Below are 16,580 nucleotides of genomic sequence, written 5' to 3'. Positions count from 1 at the left end.
TTTTATGACTTTTTTAATACGATCTGCTCGTTCAGCAATTCATGCATTTTCTTGTAAAACGCATATAAATCAGGATAACTGTCCTTAAAAAAAAGCGACTTTTTGTAATTAATCATATAGCGTACCATTAGCGTTCCGTTCTCCTGCGCAACTATGCGGCGGCATACAATACTTTCATCCGGCATAATAATACTCATGGTTTTGGGCAGCGCTTCAAATGCATAACCCGCCGGTATTTTAATCAGGGCCGTTACATTGTAGTTGTTTAAGTGCCCAAAATCAATGTCGGTAACCCGGCTTTCGTTAATAAACGGATTGTTGTGGAGTGACGAGAATAGGTTGGCGTTAAAATAGATATAGTTTTTATCTGAGCCTGTTAGTTCCTGCTTAAAGGCCACATTTTGTGTAAGTGGCAAGCTGTCAACATCCATATTGTCCATCTTAAGCGATGTAATGCTGAGGCTGTTATTATTATCGCGCAAATAATCAATATATTTTTTCTCTCCGTTGGTTTTGTAATTTTCAAGACAGGTTAACCTGTTGTAGCTAAAAGCACTTATTTGTGCAGTACCGTCCATAAAACCCTCTGGCTTTATCTCAGCATTTACCACAATTACCTGCCTAACCGGCGTAGAGCGGTTGATCATGAGCATATCATACTGCTTATTTTCCTTGTCAATATACAAACCACTCGAGCCTAAAAGCTCAGCAGGGGTTTCCAGGTAGCTGTTGTATTTGTTGGTTGCGTCTAAAACATAGTTTTTAGTACTATCAACCGGTACGTAAACCACTGCCCGATTAAACTGGTATAAAAAAGAATAACTTGGGTTCACCTTTCCGTGTGAACGTGTACTTACCACCATAGGGTAGGCCTTTACGCCCGATTGTTTCAGTAAATGGTATAGTATCAGGTTTATTTCGGTTGAGTTACCAGTCTTTTTTTCCCAGGCCTTGCTGGTTCCATCATTGGTGTACCAACTGTCAACGTTGTTCCATTTCATGGCATTTTTTACCTCGTTAAAAACGTAGGCAATTTTCTCTGCATCTGTTTTTAAGGTTTTGGCCTTGTCAACAATTGCCGCTTCACCTAGCAATTTTTTCTTAAGCTGTGCACCAAAGTCTTCGTGGTCGGACAATATACCGCCTACTTTGGCCCAGCTGTCCGAAAAGGACTGCGTAAAGCCAGCTGGTGGCCTGAATGTGGTTAAGTGGTAATACAAACCCTGCCTGTTGTCTATCTCTGATGTCATGTACGGCTCCTTGGCCAGCGCTGGTACATTGGTCATTACATACTGCGTTTTGTTATCAATAAACAAAAGCGGCGATCCGCTGCTTACGCCTAATGACCTGGATTGCGTAGTGGTTTGGTAATTGCTAAAAGGCTTGTAACTACGCTGCTGTACATTGTAATAAAACCATTCAGGTATGGCGGTGCTCCAGTCGCTGGTTTTAACCGGTATGCTTTCCTGAAAAAACCAGCTTGGTATATTACTCAGCGAGTTAACGGTTTGCGTATATCGGTATTCGATAACAGAACCCGACTTGACGTTGGGAAAAGAGAAAACCAGTGCCTGGGTTATCTTGTCCACGTTTTCGGTGAAAAGCTGTTTCTTATCAAGCTTGGTTATTTCTACCTTACCATCAACCAGGTTAAAAATTTCGCCTTGCATGCCGGTGATATATTCAAACCGGTTGCCGCCATAAAATTCGATACGAACGTCGGCCTGTTTTTTTCCGGCCTCATTGAAGATTTTAATGCGTTTATGGTGCTGAATAACAATATTCAGATTGTCATCATAATAAAGGTCGCCTTTGTTAAATAACACCATAGCGTTGGCGTCTTTTTCAAAATCGCAGCTTTTTAGTTCGAGGTCGGCTTTGTCAATTTTACCATAAGGCATAATGTCCGACACATATTTTTGCGCCTGAGAGGTATTAGCGCCCATAAAAAGCACTAACAGTGCAGTAAAGGTTTTCTTCATTTGATAAGGTTTACTGCTACTAAAATAAATATATTAAAACATAATTAGAAATTATTTGTAGGTAGTCACTTACATGTCGTATAAATTAATTAAAACATTCTGCATCAATCAACTATTGATTAAAAAGCGCTTTTGGTAACTTGTTACAAGTTTATATTTCTACTAACTTTATAATATTATAAGTTTAAGCCAACAACTTTAAACGCTATGCCTTAGCGTTATATTCACGCTGTCATGGATAACTCAAAACAGGTAAAACATTTATACGCACGTGCAGGCTTTGGTATCGATTATAGTTTACTGCAGGAGCAGCGTAACTGGTCGGCTAAAAAAGCGGTAAAGAAGATAATTAAGGATTCGGAGCAGGTGACACCCATTAGAGCCGTTACGGAAAACATGGATCTGAACCCCATAAAAGATCCTACGGAGGAGCAGCGCAAGGCCTTGCAAGAAAAGCGTAACCAGCAGGAAAAAGCACTAAATAATGCCTGGATGCAGCAAATGAGCAACAGCTCCGCACAACTGCGTGAAAAGATGACGCTCTTTTGGCACAACCATTTTGCCTGCAATATTGGCAACTATTATTATCAGCAGCAACTTAATAATATTCAGCGCACGCATGCGCTGGGTAATTTTAAGACTTTGCTTACGGCGGTTTCGCAATCGCCGGCCATGCTGCAGTTTTTAAATAATCAGCAAAATTATAAAGGTCATCCCAACGAGAATTTTGCCCGGGAGTTAATGGAATTGTTTACGCTGGGCCGCGGCCATTATACCGAGCAAGACATTAAAGAATCGGCACGGGCATTTACCGGCTGGGCCTACAATGGTAAAACAGGCGACTTTGCTTTTAGGCCCAATAACCATGATGAGAAGCCAAAAAGCTTTATGGGTAAAGCCGAAAACTTTTGCGGAGAGGATATTATCAATATCATTTTAAATAATAAGCAAACGGCAAAATACATTAGCACCAAGTTGTACCGTTACCTGGTAAATGAAGTGCCCGACGAAGCGCATATAAACGAAATGGCCGACGTTTTTTATTCGGCTGATTATGAGATTAAGCCTTTGCTGGAACATGTATTTACAGCCGATTGGTTTTATGAAGATAAAAATGTGGGTAACCTTATTAAATCGCCGGTAGAACTGCTGGTTGATCTGAACCGTCGTTTTTATATCAGCTACCAAAATCCGGACGTGTTAATACAATTTCAACGCACTTTGGGGCAGGTGCTTTTCCGCCCGCCCAATGTAGCTGGCTGGCCGGGTGGCCGTAACTGGATCGACAGCTCATCGCTCATGTATCGTATCAAAATTCCGTCAACTATACTAAACGCCGGACTGATTGATTTTGCAGGCAAGGCATCGCCCGAAGACGAGGCTTACCTTGCGTCACAGCGCAAACAGCAACTGAATGTTATAAAACGTGTACAGGCCCAGCCCGATTGGAATAAGTTTTTAGAAGGTATACCACTAAAAATACCACACGAGCAGGTAGCCCAGTACTTACTTGAGCCAGCGCTCAATGCCCGCATTATTGCAGAAGTGAACCAGGCACCTGATATTAAGGCAATGGTAATACAGGTGGTATCCACACCGGAGTATCAGTTGTGCTGAAGCTAAACTGGAGCTGTTGAATGAAATATAGAGTGAGTAGAGAAGGGTGTTGATGATCACTTATTCACTGATCCGCTCATGCACTCATTAAAAAAATGATCTATGAAAAGAAGAGATTTTTTGAAAGGTACCGCCCTGGCATCAGGTGCGTTTTTGATACCGGCCTTTTTGAAGCCCATGGAGGCGTTGGCCATGAATGCTATTTCAGGGTACAAAAATCTGGTTATTATACAGCTCTCGGGCGGTAACGATGGCTTAAATACTATTGTGCCTTTTGGCAGCGATGTGTATTATAACAAACGTAAAACGTTAGCTATTCAAACCCCGGATGTAATTAAGCTGAATGATATGCAGGGCTTTAATCCTAACCTGGCTGCCCTGCAAGAGATATACGACCAGGGCTGGATGAGTATCATTAACTCGGTTGGTTACCCTAACCCCGATCGCTCGCATTTCCGTTCTATGGATATATGGCAAACCGCCAGTGACGCCGACCAGTTTTTAAGCACTGGCTGGATTGGCCGCTACCTGGATGCCAATTGCCAGAACTGCAGTTACCCTTACACAGCCGTAGAGGTGGATGATACACTGTCGTTAGCGCTTAAAGGTGCCAACCTGAAGGGTATAGCTGTGCAAGACCCTAACAAGCTCTTCCAAACTACACGCGAGCCGTTCTTTAAAGATCTGGTACATGCTCCTAAGGATGACCATCTGCACGAGGATAACCTGGGCTACCTGTATAAGACCATGATAGAAACCTACTCATCAGCCGATTATATACAAAAGACATCAAAAACATATAATGTTGCTGGGGTATATCCAACCACCGGCTTAGGCTACCAGTTAAAAAATGTATCTAAGTTTATCAACTCAGGCCTGCAAACACGTATTTACTATGTATCCCTCAGCGGATTTGATACGCATGTAGGTCAGCAAAACCAGCAGGGCCGGCAGCTGAAAACATATGCCGACGCAGTAGCCGCCTTTGTGAAAGACCTCAAACAAACCGGTAAACTGGATGACACCCTCATCATGACTTTTTCTGAATTTGGGCGCCGGGTTGAACAAAATGCCAGTAATGGTACTGACCATGGCACTGCTAATAATGTTTTCCTGTTTGGTGGTAAACTAAGCAAAGCCGGCATCTATAATGCGGCCCCGGACTTAACTAACCTCGAAAACGGCGACCTGAAATACCAGATTGATTTTCGTGAGATTTATGCCACCCTGCTAAATAAATGGCTAGAGGTTGATAACAGCAAGATATTGAATAAGAGCTTTAACGGGCTTGATTTTGTGTAGCATAGGTCAACAACATCACCTATTGCGCATTTTTTAATTGCTTGTTACCAGCAATTTCAAAGCGGAAGGATATTTGAAGCGCTTTCTTAACAGGCTATAATCGGTATAAGAGGTATATAAGGTGATAGTATATCTATATCTATGCCCTTATATTGAATGAAAGAAACCGAGACTTAAGCCCACACGGTTATGTGTATAGAAGGTTGTTCTAACAGTTACAACAACGTTGCTGACTAATGCACTAAGCCGTTACACTTAGCCCAATCTCGCTCAATAGATCCACCGCTTCCAATACGCTATGCACACCTTCAATACTAATGCGGAGGGTGTTTTTTACTTCTTTCATGTTTACGCGGCGCATGTTGGTTTTAACAAAGCTCAGTACCTGCATAAATGCGGGCGATTCAAAGTAGGCGGATTGCTGGTTCGATAAAAAATAGCCACGCAGCACGTTTTTCTTCAATGATATTTTCTCGAAACCAATGGCTTTGCCCAGCCATTGCAGGCGTATGGTATTCAACAGATCGTGCACCTGCGGTGGGATGGGACCAAAGCGGTCGGCCAGTTGTTTTTCAAAGGCGAGCAGCTGCGTTTCGTTGTCCAGTTTGGATATTTCTGTGTACAGGTTATAACGCTCGGTAAGGCTGGTTACATACTCATCGGGTATGAGGATCTCCATATCCGTATCAATCTGCGTAAAACTGATAAAAGGCCTTGGCTTTTCATCTTTAAACAGTTCTTTAAACTCTTCGTCCTTAAGTTCCTGTATGGCTTCGTCCAATATCTTGTGGTACATTTCAAAGCCAATTTCGGCAATAAAGCCGCTTTGCTCGGCGCCCAGCAGGTTACCGCTGCCGCGTATGTCCAAATCGCGCATGGCTACATTAAAACCGCTGCCCAGGTCGCTAAACTCTTCAATAGCGCTCAGGCGTTTACGGGCCTCTGGCGTTAGGGTAGAAAGCGGCGGGCTTAGCAAATAACAAAATGCCTTTTTATTGCTCCTGCCTACCCGGCCCCGCATTTGGTGCAAATCGCTCAGGCCAAACATGTGTGCATGGTTAATGATGATGGTATTGGCGTTAGGTATATCCAAACCGGCCTCAATTATGGTAGTGGCCACCAGTACATCATACTCATGGTTCACAAATTTAAGCATCACATCCTCCAAATCATCACCCTCCAGCTGTCCATGGGCTATACCTATGCGTGCTTTGGGTACCAGTTTTCGTATCATGCCACCCAGTTGCATTAAATCGGCAACGCGGTTATGAATAAAGAATATTTGTCCGCCGCGGTCAATTTCATATTCAACCGCTTCTTTAATCAGCTTGTCGTTGAACACGTGTAGTTCGGTTACTACCGGCTGGCGATTAGGCGGCGGGGTAGATATGATAGATAAGTCGCGCGCGCCCATTAAAGAAAAGTGCAGCGTACGCGGAATAGGGGTGGCCGTTAGCGTGAGCGTATCTACGTTGGCACGCATGGCTTTTAACTTCTCTTTAGTTGCCACGCCGAATTTTTGCTCCTCGTCAATAATCATCAGGCCCAGGTCTCTGAACTTTACATCCTTGCTAACCAACCGATGGGTACCTATAATAATATCCAGCTTACCTTCGGCCAGTTTAGCCAGGCTGTCCTTAATTTGCTTATTGGTTTTAAAGCGGTTAATAAAATCAATATTGGCTGGAAAGCCCTTCAACCGGTCAGAAAAGGTTTTGTAATGCTGTGCGGCCAAAATAGTGGTTGGCACCAGTACGGCTACCTGTTTACTATCGGCCACGGCCTTAAAGGCGGCACGTATAGCTACCTCAGTTTTACCAAAACCTACGTCGCCACAAATAAGGCGGTCCATAGGGTGAGGCGATTCCATATCCTTCTTGAAGTCGGCTGTGGCTTTTTCCTGGTCGGGCGTGTCCTCGTAAATAAAGCTCGCTTCTAACTCGGTTTGCAAATAACTATCGGGCGAGAAAGCGTTACCCTCTTTAGTTTTACGTATGGCGTAAAGCTTAATCAGGTCGCGGGCTATGTCTTTAACTTTTTTTTTTGTGGTCTTCTTTAACCGTTCCCAGGTATCGGTACCCAGCTTATTCATTTTGGGAACCGAGCCTTCTTTGCCGCTAAATTTAGAGATACGGTTAAGCGAGTTGATGTTTACATACAGCAAATCATTATCGGCATATATGAGCCGTATCATTTCCTGCATTTTGCCGTTTACCTCCACTTTTTCTAAGCCGGCATATTTGCCAATACCATGGTCAATGTGGGTTACATAATCACCAGGCTTAAGCTCGCGCAACTCTTTTAGGGTAATGGCTTGTGTGCGCTGGTACCCTTTGCGCAGTTTATATTTATAATAGCGGTCAAATATCTGGTGGTCGGTATAGCAGGCTAGTTTCTGCTCGCGGTCAATAAATCCTTCGCGGATGGAAACATGTACCGGCGTAAATTTCGCTGTCTTATCCAGATCATCAAAAATGGCGTATAAGCGCTCCACCTGTTTGGCCGAATCTGTAAAAATTAAATTCTCAATCCGCTCGGCATCGTTGTTCTTGATATTATGGATTAGCAGCTGGAAGTCTTTATTAAAAGAGGGCTGCGGCTTTATATCAAAGTTAATGCTATGATTAGCCGTATAAAAAAACTGTTTGCCAAACTCAACCACTGCAAAATCATGCAGCTGGTCGGCAATCATTTTTTCATCGGTAAAGGCATATTTAGGGTCAATCCAGTCGGGGTTTTGGTTCTTCTCATCAGCTGAAAGCGCTTTCCACAACTGGCTGGCTTTTTTATAGCCTTCCTGTATAATGTCTAAAGTAAATTGTACGTCTCTTATCCAAACTTGCGTATCGCCTTCGATATATTCCAGCAGTGAGATATTGTTTTCGGTCAAGAACTTTGACTGAACGTTAGGAACGATGGTAACGGTTTTAACCTTCTCGGCCGAAAGTTGGCTTTCTATTTCAAACGTACGTATCGACTCAATATGATCACCGAAGAATTCTACCCGGTAAGGCAGGTCATGTGAAAAAGAAAAGATATCAACTATACCACCCCGAATAGAAAACTGCCCGGGCTCGTATACAAAATCAACACGTTCAAAATCGTACTCAATTAAAAATTCATTAATAAAATCGATACTCAGCTTATTATTAACTGCAATTTCGAGCGTGTTTTTTTCGAGCGATGAACGGTCAATCACCTTTTCGGCAACAGCCTCGGGGTAGGTTACAATGATCTGCCCAAACTCGGTGGAGTGATTCAGTTCGTTTAAAACCTCGGCGCGGGCCAGCACATTGCTGCTGTCGGGCTGGGTAAACTCAAATGCTTTACGATAGCTGGAGGGAAACAGCAATACTTCCTTACCGGTCAGGTTTTCCAGATCGGCCATAAAATAGCTGGCCTCCTCGCGGTCGGGCAGAATGAAAAGCTGGTGCTTGTGCTGTAAAAAGTACAAGGCCACCGCAATAGTGGCATCACTTGATCCCACCAGTCCGCGCAGCTGCACCCTGGGGTTTTTGGAACTATTAAGTGCCTGGGCAAGCTCTTTTACCCGCTCGTCGGTTTTATACCTATCTAAAATATCACGAATGTTCAAAACAGTACAAAGATAAGCAAAAAAGATGCCGTTGAAGCCAGCGCTGACAAGAACAGAGAGCCAAGCTGTACAGGTAAGGATCTGGTTCCTAATTCTTGGCTTTTGTTTCTGTGCAGCGAGCAAACAATTACCCAGCTCTGTTCCTTTTAGTGATATTATAGATACTAAATAGATCAACTTAACCAATAATACCATGAAAAACGCAATTTCATCCGGATTAATAATAGGTGTACTAAGCGGGCTTTGGCTGTTTATCATGCGCTGGGCCGGCTATACAACGTTTAACGATCAGGTTTCACCTATCGAATATATATCGGTAATCATCCCTATAGTTGGGGTACTCTTAGGGCTTAAGAGCTACCGAGACCATGACCTGAATGGTAGAATGAGTTTTTTAGAAGGGCTGATACAAAGCTTTAAAATACTGGTAGTGGGCGGTATTGTAGCCATATTTGTAGGCATCATATATGTGAACTATGTAGAGTCACAACATAACATGCGCGATTTTTCGGGCCGATTATTTGGTGCATTGCTTATTGGCGTATTGTCATCATTAGGCGCTACGCTGCTGCTCATGACCAAATCAAAAAACAGCGTCGATTAATATCTTAGCTTAATAACAAAAAAAGCTCCGGAATTACCGGGGCTTTTTTTGTTTGAAGTGGTTTGGCAGTTGATTTCAATATTAACGCACCGTTAAAATTAAATGATGGTATGTAACAAAATAATTAGGTGCAAGTCTTATATTTAAAAACTAAGAAACTTAAATTATCATGCAACAAAATCCATTCATTATGCTGCCGGGCATCACACCCGAAGAGTTTGCCTTTTTACAACAGGCTACTGCAGGTTTAACCGATGAGCAAGTGAATAGCTTTAGGTTCGTTTATCAGGGCAAACGCCGCAATCCTTCCGATATATTGTTATTTACACTATTAGGTTTTATTGTTGTAGCCGGTGTGCAGCGTTTTGTAGTTGGCCAGATAGGCATGGGTATTATTTACTTGCTTACAGGTGGCTTTTGTTTAATAGGTACTATTGTTGACTTAATTAATTACAAAAGCCTGGCTAACGATTATAACAAAGATATGGCTTACGAAGCGCTGCAAATGGTAAATATGAGCGGCGGTTTTAAGGCTTAATGGTAGGTAACAGCACGGGTAAGTCGTTGATGTTTATCGGAGCGTTCATACTATTGGCGGGCGTTATCTGGTACTTTTTGGGTGATAAGTTGCGTTGGATAGGGCACCTGCCCGGCGATATCAATATTGAACGTGAAAAATTTAAATTTTACTTTCCTGTTGCCACGCTTATACTATTGAACCTATTAATATTTATCATCATTCGTGTTTGGAACTGGATAAGCAACAGCTAACTTGCCGCACTTATGAAGTTGAACGAATTAACCTCCTTTTTGGAAAGCGTAGCGCCGCTGGCTTACCAGGAAGATTATGATAACTCGGGCCTGATTGTGGGTAACGGAAACCGCGAAGTTACGCAGGCTCTCATTTCACTGGATTGTACCGAAGCCGTGGTTGATGAAGCCATTGCTTCCGGCTGTCAGGTTATCATCTCACATCACCCTATCGTATTTAAAGGTCTTAAAAAGTTTAATGGCAAAACGTATGTAGAGCGTGTGGTAGAAAAAGCTATTAAGCATGATATTGCGCTCTATGCCATCCATACTAACCTGGATAATGTAATGGACGGCGTAAATGCCCGCATTGCACAAACCCTTGGGCTGAAAAACGCCAGGATATTATCTGCCAAGGCGGGGTTGCTTAAAAAGCTGGTTACCTATGCACCGCATAGCCATGCCGATGTAGTACGTAACGCTCTATTTAAAGCAGGAGCCGGGCATATAGGTAATTACAGCGAGTGCAGCTTTAATACCGAAGGCACAGGAACGTTTAAGGCCGAACAGGGCACCGACCCTTACGTTGGTGAACCAGGCAAAATACATCAGGAAGCTGAAACCCGGATCGAGATCATCTATCCGGCACACTTGGAAAGTAAGTTATTGATGGCGCTTTTTCTAAACCACCCGTATGAGGAAGTAGCGTACGATCTGTACACACTAAGCAACCAGCACCAGCAAGTAGGTTCGGGCATGATTGGCGAACTAGAAAGCCCATTAAGCGAAAACGAGTTTTTAAGGCATTTAAAAAATACTATGAAGGCTGCCGTAGTTCGGCACACCCAACTTACGGGCAAACTGGTTAAAAAGGTAGCGGTTTGCGGCGGCTCGGGAGGCTTTTTGTTGAAGCAGGCGATAGCTGCCGGAGCCGATGTTTTTGTAACTGCAGACTACAAGTACCATGAGTTTTTTGATGCTGAAGGCCGCATCGTAATTGCCGACATTGGACATTTTGAAAGTGAGCAATTTACACAGCAGTTATTGTATGAAATAATACAGAAAAAATTTAGTAACTTTGCGGTCCGTTTAACAGAAATTAATACAAACCCCATAAAATATTTTATTTGATGGAACAAACCGTAGAACAAAAGCTGAAAGCTTTATATGACCTACAAACTATCCATACCAAGATTGACAGAATACGCCAGGTAAGAGGAGAACTGCCTATGGAAGTTGCCGACCTGGAAGATGATGTAGCTGGTCTGGAAACCCGCATTCAGAAAATAAAAAATGAGCTGGATGATGTGGAGGATGATATTGTAACCCGCAAGAACCTAATCCGTGATGCTCAGGCTAATATCAAAAAATATGAGGCGCAGCTAAACGAGGTTAAGAATAACCGCGAGTATGATGCCATCTCAAAAGAGATTGAGATACAAGGATTGGATATTCAGGTTAGTGAGAAAAAGATAAGGGAGTATGGTTTTGAGGTTACCTCAAAAACACAGATCTATGAAAAAGCTTTAGCCGAACTGGAAGGCCGCCGTGCCGACCTGGAAGCAAAAAGAGCTGAACTGGGTACTATTACTTCTGAAACTGAGAAAGAAGAAAACGAATTAACCGCACATGCAGAAGCTGCCAAGCAAAACATCGAAGAGCGTTTGCTGATAGCTTATAACCGTTTACGTGGTAACGCCAAAAATGGTTTGGCTGTTGTTACCATTCAGCGCGATTCGTGTTCAGGTTGTTTCAACCAGATTCCACCACAGCGTCAGTCTGACATTCGTCAGCGCAAAAAAATTATTGTTTGCGAACACTGCGGCCGTATTTTAGTTGATGAGCAAATGGCGCTTGAAGAAGAGCAAACTGCTTAATAAGCCAATTAAGAACATAAAACAAAAACCCTTTACTAATGGTAAAGGGTTTTTTGTTTTTATAATGTTTTGCTTAAATGCTGCTTGGGATGGTCACAGGAAGCGGCCTTTTCCTGTCGCCGTATTTAATTTTATTGGAAAGCCTGGCAAAAGGGTCTTCAACATATTTCCAGAATACCAGGCAAATCAAAATTACAAATACCAGGGTGCCTGAAAACAAGCCCAACCAGTAATTTGGGTTGATATGCGTCATCGCCACATTGATGAATTTTTACGCCGATAGGGTAGTGAATTAAATAAATGGAATAAGACACCTCGCCCATGTAATTAAAAAATGGACTGATTTCGCCTCTGAAGAAGAGTATAAACAGCACTGTAAACAATGCTGCCAAAGCTCCGCCAAAAGGATAATATACAAAAGTGAAAATACTCAAAGCTGCAAGTGAGGCCCATTCCAATATACCAGGAGCCTGTTTCATGTATATAAGGTAACCGGTTGCGCCGATTAAAAAGAACACCAGGTGCTCAAATAAGCCAATGTAATCGGGTAATTGGGTTTGGCTTAAAAACATAAACAGTGGGTAGCTTAAGCACATGGTTAGCTTAGGGAAGTTTTTAAGTAACACAAAGTACAGGCCCATGAAAATATAATATTCCGCCTCAATTTTCAAAGTCCAGAATACAGGTATGTGCTGCGGCTCATGCAAGTAAAAGCAGCTTTTGAGGGTCGATATAATAGTTTCGGGGTAAGGGATATGTTTAACCTTGTTAGCTAGAAAAATGATAACGAGTGTGAGCGCTAAGGCAACCAGGTAGGGTGGGTGCAAACGTACTGCACGCTTGGCTATAAATTTAAAGTAGTGTTTAATAGAATACTGGGCTTTATCCATACTGAGTGGTATAACAAAGCCTGATATGACGAAAAAAATTTGAACACCATGTACGCCGTATATTTTAAACCATTGAAATATTGGTGCTAAGGGGTTGTTTGCCACTAACGGATTAGCAAAATGACAAAAGCAAACCAGCATTACAGCTAAAAATCTCAAGAAGCTTAAACTATTAACCTTTTTGGTAGTTTCCATTATTGAACTTGTAGGGCTAAAATAATTAAATATTTTTAAGGTAATAGCTGTTTTATTGCTAAAACAATCGCTTACGGTACAACGCTTAATGTCTACCGTAATTAGACAGGCTTAGCTACGAATTTGCGCTGAGGCAAAAAACGATGTGTAATTTTTTCGGCAAATCGTGTTAAAGGCATTTCAACAATTCTGTAAAAAATTACACTAATACCCAAACAGATAGGAATAAGCAGCAGTAAGAAGATATTAGTATTAATATGCAAAGCATTAAATACCTTTGCAATAGCCGGATAAGTATGCATATGGATTAAGTAACAGGAATAAGAGGCATCACCACAAAGGATGAGTACATATGGTATTTTTATATTAAAGTGCTTTTCAGAGAAAACAACGCCTATTAAGAATATTGCGCTGGGTACGCCCATTATAATTACCCTTTTTAAAGCGGCCACATTATTGTTGGCAACCGTAGTTAACTCGCCAAGCATATTGCCATTATGGGTAGGCAATATAAATAGCGATATACAGGAGAGGCCTATGCCCAAAACAACAAGGAGCACTGAAACAAATTTGTAAGTATTATTAGAGAAAGCTATTGTATTAGCTCTTTCATAAATTAATCCGCAAATTACACCCATAGCAAATTCTAACAGCAAAGGGCTGGTAAGGAACTTAACTAACGGATTTACAGGATCCAGGAATGTGCCCACGGTGGCCAGGGCTGCTATAATGATTAAAAGATTTCGGTAAATATTCTTTTTCAAACAAATCATAAGGCAAACCAGGAGATAAAAGTACATCTCATAGGATAGCGTCCATCCAACAATGGTGTATGGTTTTACAAATGTAGACTGGTCGAAAAAAGGGAAGAAAAACAAGCTTTTGCATAGCACCTGCAAGTCTAACTGCTTATGATGTTTAAAAACCGCTATGCCCAAATCAAATAATGTGATCAGATAATATAAAGGGACAATTCTGACTACTCTTTTAATCGCAAATTTTTTCCATCCGCCTTCCTTTAAGTAGGATGGAACTACAACGGTCATGATAAACCCGCTAATGCAGAAAAATAAATCTACACCAATAAAGCCCCAGTATTTTAAATTGAAAAAGTGTTCAACAAAATTATTTGATGAGATGTTGATTTGCCTGTCGGCAGCTGCATGGATTAGAACAACTAAAGCCACAGCGATGGCTCTTAGCATTTGTAACGCAAGTATTTTTTTAGACATTAAGCATTATATTATCTAACACAGGTCGAATTTTGAAGCAATATATCCATTTATTGTTGGTTTTTCTGTTAATCCAACTCATATCAGTAAATAATACTTACGCTAATTTTGATGTAAACGCCAATTGCACGCAGGCCTACAAGAACATCCTAAGCTTTAAACTTAAAGCTGCACGTCAGCAAATCGATCATGAAAAGGCTGTTCATCCCCAAAACAGCTTTGCCATAATGCTTGATAATTATTACGATTACTTTTGGATGCTGAGTACGGAAAGCAAAGCCGAATACGACCGTCTGAAAGCAAATAAGTCTGACCGTTTGGACAAGCTGGACGATGAAGATAAAAACTCGCCCTGGCGTAATTTTGCGTTGGCCCAAGTAAACTTACAATGGGCGCTTCTGCATAGCCGCTTTGGCGATAATACAACCGCCGGCTTTGCCATTAACAGGGCTTACCGGTTGTTGCAGGATAACCAAAAGAAATTCCCCGCGTTTTTACCGGATGATATACCGTTAGGAGTGGTGAATGTAGCGCTTGGCGCTTTGCCAGACGGTGCGCTAAAGAGTGTACTGAACGTTTTTGGTATTAAGGGATCAATAATTGGCGGCATCAACATGTTGCAAACCGTAACTGCTCATTTGCCGGCATCAAAGTATGCTATGTTTTACGATGAGGCTGTGTTTTACACCACCTACTTGCAAACCGATGTGGTTGATGATCCGCAGGCATATCCTAAGATGCTGCAATACACCGGTCGTATAGATAGCAGCAGTTTGTTAAAGTACTATATGCAGGGCTATGTGGCATTGCGTACCGGACACAGTACTGAAGCCATCCGGTATTTTGATAAGCGCCCGGAGGGTGATGAATATCAGCCTTATCCTTACCTGGATTACTTAACCGGCATGGCCAGGATGAACGTGTCTGACGAGACAGCCATCAATTATTTCAACAAGTTTTTGCAAACGAATAAAGGTGTAAACTTTATTAAAGACACCTATCTGCGCTTAGCGTGGGACGCCTTATTGGACGGAAATACTAAGCGTTACACCGCGTTTACGCAACTGGTTAAAACCAAGGGCTACACCTATAATGATAAGGATAAGCGTGCCCTTACCGAAATAGCCGACCCGCAATACAATCCTACTCTGTTACGTGCACGCTTATGGTTTGATGGCGGTTTGTACAATAAGGCCTTAATGCTTTTAAAACAAAAAGAAGCAGATAGCTATTCGTCTGCACATGACAAGGCCGAGTACTATTATCGCCTGGGCCGCGTTTATGATGCCCTCCAAAAAGATAGCGATGCTTTAAGTAACTACCAGCAAGCCATTACGGTTGGAAAGGGAATGGCGTATTATTTTGGGCCCATGTCGGCTTTAAAAGCTGGAAATATTTACGAGCAGCGGCAGGATAAGAGTAAAGCCATCAATTATTACAACATGGCTATTGGTTTTAAAAATCATCAGCAGGAAAGTAGTATAGAGCAAAAGGCAAAAGAGGGCTTAAAGAGGCTGAAGCAGTAGCACGTAGTGCTTAACAGAAGGCTTTTGCTTATCAATGCTATCATGGTGGATCGTATGCGAGAGACCTTCTCTAAGCCAAACGTTAATCAGCTTAAAGATCTCTCGTACACGTTCGAGATGACCTATTGGTAAAATGTGTCGTTCTCAAGCTGTTCATTCCGGTGTTAGGAAAGGCGGCTCTACAAATATTTTTCGGGAAGCGAGTGTAGCGCAATTCTATTGCCTTCTGTATCCAGGAACACTGCCATATAACCGTACTCGGGCGATATTTCAACTTTAGGGCTTACAATGGTACCGCCGGCGGCCTCTATTCTGTCTGCTATGATTTGTACATCGGGGTTAGCGTTCAGGTAAATGAGGCTGCCGCTATCAGCGTTGGGTTTATGAAATTCTGATTGCTGGCAAATAGCGCCTCCAACACCGCTCATCGGATCTTCGAGCGGAAACATAGCCATTTTGTATCCCTCGTGCTCAATAGCCTGCATCTGAATGTCAAAAATGGCTTCATAAAATTTTTGCGCACGGGCAACATCTGTGGCTGGTATTTCGAACCAGCTGATAGCGTTTTTAAAGGTCATGACAAAATGATTGTAGGTTATTTGCTTAAAGGTAAGTGGCTTAACTTATAAAAGCAAATTTTTAGATAGCGGTGTTCTCGGTTGCCGATTACGACAACCGTCATAATGAGAAGCTCCGCGTCCTGCTTGAAATTAGGCGTTCTATCTTATCAGGATGCGGAGCTCAAATAACTTACAATGCTATGCTTTATCTTTTGGCTCGGGTTTTGGTCTTGGGCCGCGTTTGTAAATAATAAGGCCGTTCAAAAAATTACGCAGGATCTGATCGCCGCAGGGTTTAAAGTTTGGGTGATCATCAGCCCTGAAAATAGCCGTAATTTCAGTTTTTGTGATGCGAAAGTTTACCAGGTCCAGTACCTTGATAATGTCATCATCGGTAAATTTCATGGCTACCCGCAGCTTCTTCATGATATCGTTATTACTCATATTCTT

General features: G+C 42.2%; 14 protein-coding genes. 8 read left to right on the top strand and 6 right to left on the bottom strand.

Annotation, left to right across the window (positions count from 1 at the left end):
• Positions 1 to 2: 2 nt before the first annotated feature.
• A complete protein-coding gene (locus ABDD94_RS19295; RefSeq protein WP_345953599.1) occupies positions 3 to 1,982 on the bottom strand; it encodes a DUF3857 domain-containing protein in 1,980 nt (659 codons plus the stop codon).
• A gap of 234 nt (positions 1,983 to 2,216) precedes the next feature.
• On the opposite strand from ABDD94_RS19295, the gene ABDD94_RS19290 reads away from it, so the two are divergent.
• Together ABDD94_RS19290 and ABDD94_RS19285 are read left to right on the top strand one after the other, a co-directional pair.
• Positions 2,217 to 3,599, top strand: a complete 1,383-nt coding sequence (locus tag ABDD94_RS19290; protein WP_345953598.1) for a DUF1800 domain-containing protein — start codon at positions 2,217 to 2,219, stop codon at positions 3,597 to 3,599.
• 102 nt (positions 3,600 to 3,701) lie between these two features.
• Positions 3,702 to 4,901, top strand: coding sequence for a DUF1501 domain-containing protein (locus tag ABDD94_RS19285; RefSeq protein WP_345953597.1), 1,200 nt, complete (start codon positions 3,702 to 3,704; stop codon positions 4,899 to 4,901).
• A gap of 241 nt (positions 4,902 to 5,142) precedes the next feature.
• Here the strand turns inward: ABDD94_RS19285 and mfd are convergent, their stop codons facing one another.
• Positions 5,143 to 8,496 (bottom strand): transcription-repair coupling factor, encoded by a 3,354-nt coding sequence (mfd, locus tag ABDD94_RS19280; RefSeq protein WP_345953596.1) that lies wholly within the window; start codon positions 8,494 to 8,496, stop codon positions 5,143 to 5,145.
• A 193-nt stretch (positions 8,497 to 8,689) separates the two neighbouring features.
• Here mfd and ABDD94_RS19275 point away from each other — a divergent pair, with 193 nt between their 5' ends.
• From ABDD94_RS19275 to ABDD94_RS19255, 5 genes are all read left to right on the top strand, one after another.
• The gene (locus ABDD94_RS19275; RefSeq protein WP_345950463.1) at positions 8,690 to 9,100 is read left to right on the top strand and encodes a DUF4199 domain-containing protein; all 411 of its coding nucleotides are present in this window, start codon (positions 8,690 to 8,692) and stop codon (positions 9,098 to 9,100) included.
• Between the two features lie 169 nt (positions 9,101 to 9,269).
• Complete coding sequence (locus tag ABDD94_RS19270; protein WP_345950464.1) at positions 9,270 to 9,638, top strand: TM2 domain-containing protein; 369 nt, start codon at positions 9,270 to 9,272, stop codon at positions 9,636 to 9,638.
• Complete coding sequence (locus tag ABDD94_RS19265; protein WP_345953595.1) at positions 9,638 to 9,871, top strand: DUF2905 domain-containing protein; 234 nt, start codon at positions 9,638 to 9,640, stop codon at positions 9,869 to 9,871. The genes ABDD94_RS19270 and ABDD94_RS19265 overlap by 1 nt, the downstream gene beginning before the upstream one ends.
• A gap of 12 nt (positions 9,872 to 9,883) precedes the next feature.
• Positions 9,884 to 10,981: a Nif3-like dinuclear metal center hexameric protein gene (locus ABDD94_RS19260; RefSeq protein ID WP_345953594.1), complete on the top strand. Its 1,098-nt coding sequence runs from the start codon at positions 9,884 to 9,886 to the stop codon at positions 10,979 to 10,981.
• Positions 10,981 to 11,727, top strand: a complete 747-nt coding sequence (locus ABDD94_RS19255) for a C4-type zinc ribbon domain-containing protein (protein ID WP_345950466.1) — start codon at positions 10,981 to 10,983, stop codon at positions 11,725 to 11,727. Before ABDD94_RS19260 ends, ABDD94_RS19255 begins: the two co-directional genes overlap by 1 nt.
• Positions 11,728 to 11,885: 158 nt before the next feature.
• Here ABDD94_RS19255 and ABDD94_RS19250 read toward each other — a convergent pair whose 3' ends face one another.
• Positions 11,886 to 12,758 (bottom strand): acyltransferase, encoded by an 873-nt coding sequence (locus ABDD94_RS19250; protein WP_345955996.1) that lies wholly within the window; start codon positions 12,756 to 12,758, stop codon positions 11,886 to 11,888.
• A gap of 155 nt (positions 12,759 to 12,913) precedes the next feature.
• Complete coding sequence (locus tag ABDD94_RS19245) at positions 12,914 to 14,044, bottom strand: acyltransferase (protein ID WP_345953593.1); 1,131 nt, start codon at positions 14,042 to 14,044, stop codon at positions 12,914 to 12,916.
• A 32-nt stretch (positions 14,045 to 14,076) separates the two neighbouring features.
• Between ABDD94_RS19245 and ABDD94_RS19240 the strand changes: the two genes are divergently transcribed.
• Complete coding sequence (locus ABDD94_RS19240; protein WP_345953592.1) at positions 14,077 to 15,570, top strand: tetratricopeptide repeat protein; 1,494 nt, start codon at positions 14,077 to 14,079, stop codon at positions 15,568 to 15,570.
• 179 nt (positions 15,571 to 15,749) lie between these two features.
• Here ABDD94_RS19240 and ABDD94_RS19235 read toward each other — a convergent pair whose 3' ends face one another.
• Together ABDD94_RS19235 and ABDD94_RS19230 are read right to left on the bottom strand one after the other, a co-directional pair.
• Positions 15,750 to 16,148, bottom strand: coding sequence for a VOC family protein (locus ABDD94_RS19235; RefSeq protein WP_345953591.1), 399 nt, complete (start codon positions 16,146 to 16,148; stop codon positions 15,750 to 15,752).
• Between the two features lie 180 nt (positions 16,149 to 16,328).
• Entirely contained in the window at positions 16,329 to 16,574 is a 246-nt protein-coding gene (locus ABDD94_RS19230) for a DUF1456 family protein (protein ID WP_345950472.1), read from the bottom strand.
• Positions 16,575 to 16,580: the final 6 nt, after the last annotated feature.

Source organism: Mucilaginibacter sp. PAMB04168 (assembly GCF_039634365.2).
Taxonomy (GTDB): domain Bacteria; phylum Bacteroidota; class Bacteroidia; order Sphingobacteriales; family Sphingobacteriaceae; genus Mucilaginibacter.
The sequence above is the reverse complement of the archived record's forward strand: the minus strand, read 5'-3'. Positions and strand labels throughout refer to the sequence as shown.